Genomic DNA, 8,098 nt, shown 5'->3' with positions numbered 1-8,098 from the left:
CAAAAAATTTGCAAATTGCGCAACCGATTTTTGTGTGGAACAGTTCGGTCGGAGGAATGAATGGGAGGAAACATGCCGATCACGGCCGATCAGATTTCCGACAGCTTGTCGGCGCTGGTGCGCGGGATGACGGGGCTGCGCCATGACGGGCGCTTCAACGAGCCGAATCTCGACGGCACCCCCGGCGATTATGTCAGCTTCGACAGTTGGGAATGGCCGCAGGGCGTCGGGCTTTACGGGCTCACGCGCCTGTGGCGGCACAGCGGCGATGACGCGCATCTGAAGATCCTCGAAGACTGGTACGACCGCCGGATCGAGGCGGGTCTGCCGAAGATGAACGTCAACACCACCGCGCCGATGCTGGCGCTCAGCGAAATCTGGCGTCATAAGCGCCAGCCGCGCTACGAGGCGGTGTTGCGCGACTGGGCCGAGCGGGTGGTCGCCGAGATGCCGCGAACGCCGGAAGGCGGCTTCCAGCACGATGTTTCCGACAAGATCAACGACAACGAATTGTGGGACGATACGCTGTTCATGGTCGCGCTATTCCTGGCCTCATACGGGCAGGCATCGGGCGAGCGGCGCTTCGTCGATGAGGCGGAGCGGCAGTTCCTGGTGCACGCCCGCTATCTCGCCGATCCGAAAACTGGGCTCTGGTATCACGGCTGGACCTTTGCCGGCCGGCACAATTTTGCCCGCGCGCTCTGGGGCCGGGGCAATGCCTGGATCACGGTCGGCATTCTCGAACTGATCGAACTCTGCGACCTGTCGCCCTCGGTGGAGGCCTATCTTCTCGGCGTGCTCGAAACCCAGATCGAGGCGCTGCTGAAATTCCAGACGGCCTCGGGCGCGTGGACCACGCTGGTCGACGACCCGTCATCCTATGAGGAGATTTCGGCGACCGCCGGCTTCGGCTTCGGGCTGATGAAGGCCGCCCGCAAGGGCCTCGGGCCCAAGGGCTGCGAGGTGGCAGGGCTGCGGGCGCTTGAGGCGGTCATGGCCAATATCAGCGATGACGGCGTGGTCTCCAATGTCTCCTATGGCACGCGCATGGGTCACGATCTGCAGTTCTATCGCGATATTCCGGTGCAGCCGACAGGCTATGGCCAGGCGCTTGCGATCCTTTGCCTTGCGGAAGGCCTGCATCACAGCAATGAAAGGATGAAGAAAGCATGCTGAAAACGCTTTACGGCGCTTCGCCTGCCGATATCGACAACATGAACATGGCGCGGCTGCGCGACGAATTCATGGTGGAGGACCTGCTCACGCCCGGCGAAATCCGGTTCGCCTATACCCATGTCGACCGCATGATCGTCGGCGGCGCGGTGCCGACCTCCGGCGCGCTCTCCTTCGGCGATGGGGCCGAGGTTGGCACCGAGGCGTTTTTCGACGCGCGCGAAATGGGGATCGCCAATCTCGGCGGCTCCGGCGCGATCACGGTCGATGGCGCGCGTCACGAACTCGACAACCGTGACATCCTCTATATCGGCCGAGGCGCGAAAAGCGTGACGCTGGAAAGCGCGGATGCCGGCAAGCCGGCGCGGTTCTACATGAATTCGGTCCCCGCCGGCGCGGACATTCCGCATCGGCTGATCAAGCGGGCCGAGTCCAAGCCGCTGGTGATGGGCGACGAGGCGAAATCCAACAAGCGCGAGCTGCGGATGTATATCCACCCCGAGGTCGCGCCCTCCTGCCTGCTTTTGATGGGGATCACCGATCCCGCGCCGGGCAGCATCTGGAACACCATGCCGCCTCATCTCCACGAGCGGCGCATGGAGGCCTATTGCTATTTCGATCTCGGTGATGAGGACCGCGTCTTCCACTTTATGGGCCGTCCCGACAATACCCGCCATCTGGTCGTCGCCAATGGCGATGTGGTGATCTCGCCGGCATGGTCGATCCATATGGGCGCGGGCACCGGGCCCTATGCCTTCGTCTGGGGCATGACCGGCGAAAATAAAGTCTATACCGATGTCGATCCGGTTGCGATCAGGGAGCTCAGATGAATTCGGCGTTGAACCAGATGGAGACGGAAAGGACGCTCCGGCGTCCGCTTGGGGCGGGCGAACCGATCGTCTACTGGCGACTTTCGGCGACGGAAGAGGCGCGTTACGACGTTCCCGATCAGCCGATGCAGGGGGAGATGGACCCCTTCTTCTTTCTGACCAAGCACAAGAATTTCATTCCGCACGAATATCCCTGCCGGACGATCTTTGCCACAGAGCGGCGCGGCAAGCGGCCCGTGATCGGCGAGACAAGGCCGGACCTTACGCGCACCTGGCTGCCGTTCGGCTCCCCGCGCGTGGACCTGTCGGGCTTCTGGTTCCGCGCCACCGAGCTTAAAACCTTCGCGGAAACGACGATCCGCGCCGAAACGGCCGGCGAGGCCCGGCTGGCGCTGCGCACCTGCGGCGGCGCGGTGCTGTTCGTCAATGGCCGCGAGGTCGGCTTCATGGCGCCCTATGGCCGCAATCTCGAGACCATCGAAGAGTTCACGGTTCAGCTTGAAGCCGGCGACAATGTTATCGGCATCGTCTTTGATGATCTCGCCGAGCGCGATGCGCGCTATTATTTCCAACTCGATTATCTGTCCGGCCCCGCTGTCGAACACGCCCTGCCGATCCCGGTCGAGGCTGCGGTCGCCGACGCGATGGAAGCCATGCTGGCCGCGATGCATTTCGAAAAGCCGGCCTATGGCGCGGGCGAGGTGGCGCTGGTCGCCGATACCGGCCTGCCGGTCGATGTCGCGGCCAAGGTGGTGATCGAGGGCGACTTCATGTCGATCGAGAAGCCGCTGAGCTTTGAGCGGACGCTTGCCGCCGGGGCGCTGCGGCTCGCGGTCGCCGATACCGCGGACCTGCCCGCCGATTTCCGCCATTTCAAGGTGACGCTGGCGCGCGGCGATTACGCCGTTTCGCGTGTCTTCGGCGTTGAACTCTGCCATGTGGCGCGTCAGGGCAAGGCTCCGGAAAACCTCCCCGAGCGCATCACCGAAGCGCTCGGCGAAGTCGCGAACCACGCCGAGGCCGATACGGTGCGCGCGCTCGCGCGGTTCGCCATCGGCATCGCCGGTGAAGAGACCGACGCGATGATCGAAAGCGCGCTGCCGGCGATCGAGGATTGCCATGATTGCGCCGATTTCATTCTCGTGCCGCTGATCTGGTGCCGCGCCGCCTATGGCGACGAGATCGGGGCCAAGGTCCGCGATCGCGTCGATGCCGCCATCCTCAACTATCGCTACTGGATGGATGAGCCCGGCAATGACGTGCAGTGGTATTTTTCCGAGAACCACGCGTTGTTGTTTCACACCGCCGCCTATCTCGCAGGTCATATGCTGCCCGAGGCCCGGTTCGTACGCTCGCAGCGTACAGGCGCCGAACAGTCGGCGATTGGGGCCGCGCGGGTGCGCGCCTGGCTGGATCACTTCGAAAAATGGGAAATGGCCGAATTCAACTCCGCGCCCTATTTCCCGATCGACCTGAAGGGCTTATGCGCGCTCTATGCGCTGGCGCCCGATCGCGACATCGCAGACCGCGCGGGCAAGGCCATCATCCGGCTTGTCGAGATCGTCGCGCGCTCGGCCCATCACGGCGTGATGACCGGCGCTCAGGGGCGTTCCTATGAGCATACGCTCAGGGCGTCGCGCTCGCTTGAGCTCTCGGGCATTGCGCGGATGATCTGGGGGCGCGGCAATTACGGCATGCGCTTCCACGCCCTGCCGCAACTGGCGCTCTGCCTGCGCGATCACGGCCTTCGGATACCGGAAGAGCTTGCCGCCATCGCCTCGGTCTCCGGCAGCGAAGGTCATGAATGGACCTTCGCCCAGGGCCAGGACCGGTTCGCGCGGCTCTATCACTACAAGACCGCCTCCCATGCGCTCGGCAGCGCCGCCGCCTATCGCTGGAACCAGTGGGGCTATCAGGAGACGGTGGTGCATCTGCGTCTCGGTGACAATCCGGACGCCACCATCTGGATCAACCATCCGGGCGAGGTGCTGCATTCGGGTTACGGACGGCCGTCCTATTGGGGCGGCTCGGGCACGCTGCCGCGCGTCCATCAGTATCGCGGCCTTGCCGTGGTGCGTTTCAATTGCGCCGCCGAGCAGCCCGATTTCACCCATTGCTGGTTCCCGCAATCCGTTTTCGACGAGGCGCGCGTCGAGGGCGATACGGCGCTGGCGCGCTGCGGCAGCGGCTGCGTGATGCTGAAGGTCGATGCCGGACTGGCGCTTGTGACGACGGGACCGACGGCGGGCAACGAGTTGCGCGCGCCCGGTCGAAAGGCGACATGGATCGTGCGTATGGCCGAGCGCGACAGCGCCGGCGCGCTTGGGAAGGATTTTGCAACCCTCAGTCTTGTGGACGAGACCAATGACGATATTCTGGTCGACGATCCTGAATATGGCAGGGTCCGCTTCGGGGCCGATGGCTCCGTCGCGGCGGAGGGCCGCAGGCTCGACCCGGCGGAATGGACGATCGCGGGCGAGGCGCGGCCGTTCCGGGATTAAGTTTTGCCGGAGGGCAGGGAGAGCCCACGGGAGATGACCGCCGCAAGGCGGGTAAAAAGCCGATGATCGGCAAGGGCGGGAGCCCGGAAAAGAGGAGGAATTGTTATGAGAAATGCAGTCAGCATTCTATCCATCGTCGCGGCGGGGTTCATGGCCTCGACATCCGCGTTCGCGGGCGATGTGCGGATCATGTGGTATTCGGATGGCGTCGAGGGCGACGTCATGCAGGACCTCGTCAACCGCTTCATGCAGGACAATCCGGATATCAATGTCACGCTCGACAATGTCGCCTACAAGGTGATCCAGGAGCAGCTTCCGATCCAGCTCGAAGCCGGGCAGGGACCCGATATCGCCCGCGTCACGGATATCAAGGCGCTGGCCGATCACTGGCTTGACCTGCGACCCTATCTGTCCGACCCGGCCTATTGGGAGGAGAATTTCGGCGCCCAGGCCGACTGGATGCGTCCCGACGGCTCCGATGCCATCACCGGCTTCATGACCCAGCTCACGCTCACCGGCGGCTTTGCCAACAAGACGCTGTTCGAGCAGGCAGGCGTCGATCTGCCGGGCGACAAGGCCACCTGGGATGACTGGGTCAACGCCTCGGCCGAAGTGGCCAAGAGCCAGCAGACGGCGGCGGCCTTCGCCATCGACCGTTCCGGCCACCGCATTTCCGGCCCGAACGTTTCCTACGGCGCCAATTATATCGGCCCCGATGGCATGCCGGCGCCGGTGGATGATGGCACCAAGACGTTTGCGACCAAGCTCGTCGACTGGACCAATGACGGTCTGATGCTGAAGGATACCTGGGTATCTGCCGCCGGCTCCACCTATCGCGCGGCCGCCGACGACTTCATCAACGCCCAGATCCCGTTCTACTATTCGGGTAGCTGGCAGGTCGCGAACCTCTCGACCAAGATCGGCGACGGTTTCGACTGGGTGGCGATCGGTTCGCCCTGCGGCACGGTCGGCTGCTCAGGCCTCAAGGGCGGGGCAGCGCTCGTCGGCATCAAATACACCAAGAACCCGGAAGATGTCGCCAAGGTCATGGAATATCTCGCGAGCCCCGAGATCGTGAAGGAGTTCTCCGAGCGCACCCTGTTTCTGCCCGCGCATAAGGGTGTGGTCGCCGCAGGCGGCCTGAACTGGGATACCGACGACAAGAATGTCGGCCCGGCGCTCGATGCCTTCGTCAAGTCCTCGGCGGAGACGCTGCCCGCGGCAGACGCGCTGCCGGCATGGAAGTGGGCGTCGGCCTATTATGGCGCGCTCGTTACCCGCATCAGCCAGGTCATGGCCGGTGAATTGACCCTCGACGAAGCCTGGACGCGTATCGACCAGGATATCGCCGACAAGGTCCAGCAGTAGGCAAGCGCGGAAAAGTGGCGAACCTGTCCGACATAAAACACATGGCCGGCGCCGTTATCACGTCGCCGGTCATGTGGCTGGCCGCGCTTTTGAACCCGCCGCTCAAGGCGTGGCAGCGGGCCACCGGCACCGGCGGCATGGCGGCGTTCTTCCTGGCGCCGAACATGGCGATCTTCGGCGTGTTCGTGCTGATCCCGCTGGTCATGAACTTCTTCTATTCGATGACATCCGGCTCGGCCTATTTCCTGGCCGATCGGACCTTTGTCGGCCTTGAACAATATGGCCGGCTTCTCGATTGCCGAAACTACCTCGACCCGGGCACCTGCCGCGAGGACCTGTTCTGGAAGGCGGCGCAGAACACCGCGATCTTCGTGTTCTTCCAGGTCTCGCTGATGACGCTGACGGCGATGATCACCGCGCTGATCCTCAACCGCAAGATCGCGGGCCGGGGCTTCTGGCGCGCGGTGTTCTTCTTCCCCGTGCTGCTGTCGCCCGTGGTCGTCGGCCTGATCTGGCGCTGGATCCTGCAGCGTCAGGGCCTGCTCAACTACGTTCTCTACACATTCGGCGCCGATACCCATGACTGGCTGACCGAGCGCCTGCCGGCCTTCACGGCGGCGGTCTCCGTGTCGGTCTGGGCGCATATGGGCTTCTTCACGCTGATTCTGCTTGCGGGGCTTCAGGCGATCCCGCGCGATCTCTACGAGGCCGCCGAGATGGACGGTACCAAGCCGGCGCGCGTCTTCTGGCGCATCACGTTGCCGCTCCTGATGCCGAACCTGCTGGTGGTGATCGTGCTGTCGCTGATCCGCGCGGTGCAGATCTTCGACGAGGTCTATGTCCTGACCGGCGGTGGACCCGGCACCTCCACCATGTATCTGACGCAATATATCTACGAGGTCGGCTTCGCCTCGCTGCTGCGCAATCCGGGCCTTGCCGCCGCCGCATCGATCATGATGGGGCTGGTGCTGGTGGTCCTTACGCTGGTTCAACTCGGCCTCGGGCGGCGCAACGAACAGAAGGGAGCGCGCGAATGAGTGCCGTTTCGAAGTTCCTGTTCCGCCGGCGCGGCGGCGATGGCTGGCACTGGACCGATATCGTCACCTGGGTCTGGCTCATCGGCGGACTGATCATCATGTTTGGCCCGGCGCTGTGGTTGGTGTTTTCATCCTTCAAATCGCCGGCGCAATTGGCCGAGTTCCCGCCCACCATCCTGCCTTATGTCAGCCAGCAGGCGGAGGTCGAAGGCTATGACAAGCCGCTCAACCTCTATGACGTGACCCTGCCGGATGGCTCGACCAGGGTACTCGCCGAGGTGCGCCGGATCGGCATCGTCGCGCAGATGGTCGATCCCGCCGATCCCAGCGAGATCATCAAGGTTAACATCGCCGAGCGTACGCCCGTGCGAAAGGTCGGCTTTGCCACGGAGAACTACGTCACGCCGCTGGAGAGCAATGACTTCCTGCTCTATCTGCGCAATTCCGTGTTCGTGACCCTGATGGCGACGCTGATCACGCTGATCACCAATTCCATGGCGGCGTTTGCGCTGTCGAAATACAAGTTCCGGGGGCGTGATGCGGTGCTAATGCTGATTGTCGGCACGCTGATGGTGCCGCTGTCGGTGCTGCTGGTGCCGCTCTATTCCGTGGTCAGCGCCGTCGGTCTCTACAACTCGCTCTGGGGCGTCATCCTCCCGACGGTGGCAACGCCCACGGGCGTGTTCCTGCTGCGTCAATACATGCTGACGATCCCGGACGAACTGCTCGACGCGGCAAGGATGGACAATGCCTCGGAATGGCAGATCTACTGGCGCATCGTGCTGCCGCTGGCCGCGCCCGCTCTGGCGGTGCTCGCGATCTTCTCTGTGGTCTGGCGCTGGAACGACTTCCTCTGGCCGCTGGTCGTGCTGTCCTCGAAGGAGGTCTACACGCTGCAGGTCGGGCTCAATACCTATGCCGGCGAGCTGAATGTCCAGTGGCATTACATCCTGGCGATGACGGTGGTGACCATGATCCCGGTCGTGCTGGTCTTCGTCTTCCTGCAACGCTTCATCACCTCCGGCATTGCCGGTTCCGGACTGAAATAGGATGCCATCATGGGACAGATAACGCTGAACAAGGTTGATCGGGCTTATGGCAAACTCAAGGTCCTGCACGACATCAACCTCGATATACCGGATGGCGAGTTCACGGTTCTGGTGGGCCCGTCGGGCTGCGGCAAGTCGAC

General features: G+C 63.3%; 7 protein-coding genes. All 7 read left to right on the top strand.

What is annotated here, in order from left to right:
* The first annotated feature begins 72 nt into the window (after positions 1-72).
* Positions 73-1,176, top strand: coding sequence for a glycoside hydrolase family 88/105 protein (locus B4E36_RS17985; protein ID WP_292059506.1), 1,104 nt, complete (start codon positions 73-75; stop codon positions 1,174-1,176).
* Entirely contained in the window at positions 1,170-2,003 is an 834-nt protein-coding gene (gene kduI, locus B4E36_RS17980) for a 5-dehydro-4-deoxy-D-glucuronate isomerase (RefSeq protein ID WP_292059503.1), read from the top strand. Before B4E36_RS17985 ends, kduI begins: the two co-directional genes overlap by 7 nt.
* The gene (locus B4E36_RS17975; RefSeq protein WP_414673781.1) at positions 2,000-4,504 is read left to right on the top strand and encodes a hypothetical protein; all 2,505 of its coding nucleotides are present in this window, start codon (positions 2,000-2,002) and stop codon (positions 4,502-4,504) included. The genes kduI and B4E36_RS17975 overlap by 4 nt, the downstream gene beginning before the upstream one ends.
* Positions 4,505-4,609: 105 nt before the next feature.
* Positions 4,610-5,872 carry an ABC transporter substrate-binding protein gene (locus B4E36_RS17970; protein WP_292059502.1) on the top strand — a complete coding sequence of 421 codons (1,263 nt, stop codon included), beginning with the start codon at positions 4,610-4,612 and terminating at the stop codon, positions 5,870-5,872.
* A 41-nt stretch (positions 5,873-5,913) separates the two neighbouring features.
* A complete protein-coding gene (locus tag B4E36_RS17965; RefSeq protein WP_292059500.1) occupies positions 5,914-6,909 on the top strand; it encodes a carbohydrate ABC transporter permease in 996 nt (331 codons plus the stop codon).
* Entirely contained in the window at positions 6,906-7,958 is a 1,053-nt protein-coding gene (locus B4E36_RS17960) for a carbohydrate ABC transporter permease (RefSeq protein ID WP_292059498.1), read from the top strand. The genes B4E36_RS17965 and B4E36_RS17960 overlap by 4 nt, the downstream gene beginning before the upstream one ends.
* A gap of 9 nt (positions 7,959-7,967) precedes the next feature.
* The coding region (locus tag B4E36_RS17955; RefSeq protein WP_345900638.1) for an ATP-binding cassette domain-containing protein at positions 7,968-8,098 on the top strand (131 nt) is incomplete at its 3' end.

It is taken from the genome of Martelella sp. UBA3392 (genome assembly GCF_002358775.1).
Classification (GTDB): Bacteria; Pseudomonadota; Alphaproteobacteria; order Rhizobiales; family Rhizobiaceae; genus Martelella; species Martelella mediterranea.
The sequence above is the reverse complement of the archived record's forward strand: the minus strand, read 5'-3'. Positions and strand labels throughout refer to the sequence as shown.